Origin of the sequence: Enterobacter sp. HK-058-C-ECC (genome assembly GCF_047531125.1) — a bacterium.
In the GTDB taxonomy this organism is placed as follows: Bacteria; Pseudomonadota; Gammaproteobacteria; order Enterobacterales; family Enterobacteriaceae; genus Enterobacter; species Enterobacter quasiroggenkampii.
The window spans coordinates 17,499-19,695 of the sequence record NZ_JBLKCH010000026.1 but is presented as its reverse complement, the minus strand read 5'-3'; the positions used below and the strand labels follow the sequence as shown (position 1 = coordinate 19,695).

Sequence of the window (2,197 nt, the reverse complement as noted above, 5' to 3'; positions counted from 1 at the left end):
GTGCACTCTTTTCTCCCTCGCCCCTTTGGGGAGAGGGCCGGGGTGAGGGGCGCTGCTGTATGTCCTCCCATGTTGTGAGATTGATAACAAAATTTATCTCATTCATCTCAAAAGTGTTAACCCGCACTCAAAAACATAATTTTCACTATTTATAAAAATGAAATAAATGTTTTATTTATAGGGTCGTTAGTTCACAGCATTCACCAACACCGGGAGCCGTTATGTTTAACATTGCTTTACTGGGCGCTGGCCGAATTGGCCAGGTACATGCAGCTAACATCGCCAGCCACGGCGCGACCACGCTCTGGTCCGTGGTTGACCCGAATCAGGAATTTGCCACCCGCCTCGCCACGCAGTATCAGGCCCGCCAGCAGAGCCTGACTGAAGCGATGACCGACCCTAACGTTCACGCCGTGCTGATCGCCTCCGCGACCGATACCCACGCGGACCTGATTGAAATGGCCGCCCGCCACGGCAAGGCCATCTTCTGTGAAAAGCCGGTCCACCTTGACCTCGCCCGCGTGCGCGACTGCCTGAAGGTGGTCAAAGAGTACGACGTGCCGCTGTTTATCGGCTTTAACCGCCGCTTTGACCCGCAGTTCCGCCGCGTGAAAACCGACGTGCAGGCCGGGCGCATCGGCAAGCCGGAATCGCTGCTGATCATCTCCCGCGACCCGTCTCCACCGCCTGCGGAGTACGTGCGCGTCTCCGGCGGCATGTTCCGCGATATGACCATTCACGATTTTGACATGGCCCGCTTCATCATGGGCGAAGAGCCGGTGTCGGTGTATGCCCAGGGCAGCAACCTGGTCGATCCGGCGATTGGCGAGGCGGGGGATATCGATACCGCGTTTATCGTTCTGAAATACGCTTCCGGCGCGATGGCGACCATCGTCAACAGCCGCCGCTCATCTTACGGCTACGACCAGCGCCTGGAGCTGCACGGCTCCGAAGGGCTACTGTGCGCGGGCAACATTCTGGAAAACCAGGTGCAGCACTACGGCAAACAGGGCTGCACCAGCGCGCTGCCGGAACACTTCTTCCTGCAGCGCTACAAATCCGCTTACGCCGCGGAATGGGAACACTTTGTCGCGGTCCTGCGCGGCGAAGCGGTGCCTGACTGCAGCGGCGATGATGGTGAACGTGCGCTGTACCTTGCGGATAAAGCGCTGGAGTCACTGCGCAGCCAGCGCGAGATCGTCCTCTAAACACCACAACCCTACACAGAGAGACATAATAATGAAAAAACTGATCGTAGCCGCCCTCATCGCCATGACGTCCGGGGCCGCCCTCGCCGAAAACGAGCAAATTGTTTTCAGTACGCCAAACCTGGCCATGCCGTTTGAAGTTCACATGCAGCGCACGGCGGTAAAAGCCGCAAAAGAGATGGGCGTGAAGCTTCAGGTGCTGGACGGGCAGGGCAGTTCACCGAAGCAGGTGGCTGACCTGGAAAACGCCATCACCCGCGGGGCGCAGGGCTTTATCGTCTCCCCGAACGACGTGAACGCGGTCTCCAGCGCGGTGGATGAAATTCAGGATGCGAAGCTGCCGGTAGTTACCCTTGACCGCTCCGTCGACAGCCAGAAGAAGGTGCCGCACTTTGGCGCCAACAACTACAAGGGCGGCCAGGCGATTGGCGACTTCGTCAAAACCAAATTCCCCGACGGGGCGGAGATCATTCTGCTGACCGGCCAGCCGGGCTCCTCCTCCAACATCGAACGCACCAAAGGGATCCGCGACAGCCTGAAGGCGGGCGGGGATAAGTACAAGATCGTCGCCGATCAGACCGGCAACTGGATGCGTTCTGAAGGGATGCGCATCGTGGAAAGCGTGCTGCCCTCGCTGCCAAAGCGTCCTCAGGTGATCCTCTCTGCCAACGACGACATGGCGCTGGGGGCGATTGAAGCCCTGCAGAGCCAGGGCGTGAAGCCGGGCGAAATTCTGGTCACCGGCTTTGATGCGGTACCGGAAGCGCTGGCCCGCGTGCGCGACGGCTGGCTGGCGGTGACGGCGGATCAGCGTCCGGGCTTTGCGGTGCAGACGGCGATGAGCCAGCTGGTGGCCAACGTGCGCGAGAAAAAAGCCATCACCGGTGCCGACTACCCGCCGACGCTGATCACCAAAGAAAACCTGCAGCAGGCTGAGCGTATCGGTGAGGCCGGTAACTGATTTATCCGCAGCCGCCGCTGGCGCGGCG

The 2,197-nt window shown here is 59.7% G+C and carries 2 protein-coding genes; both read left to right on the top strand.

Annotated elements, in window-relative coordinates; all coding sequences use genetic code 11:
* The first annotated feature begins 221 nt into the window (after positions 1-221).
* On the top strand, positions 222-1,208 hold the full coding sequence (gene iolG, locus ACMWJS_RS22565) for an inositol 2-dehydrogenase (RefSeq protein ID WP_032675319.1): 987 nt from the start codon (positions 222-224) through the stop codon (positions 1,206-1,208).
* A 31-nt stretch (positions 1,209-1,239) separates the two neighbouring features.
* Positions 1,240-2,169 carry a sugar ABC transporter substrate-binding protein gene (locus ACMWJS_RS22560; protein WP_008502118.1) on the top strand — a complete coding sequence of 310 codons (930 nt, stop codon included), beginning with the start codon at positions 1,240-1,242 and terminating at the stop codon, positions 2,167-2,169.
* Positions 2,170-2,197: the final 28 nt, after the last annotated feature.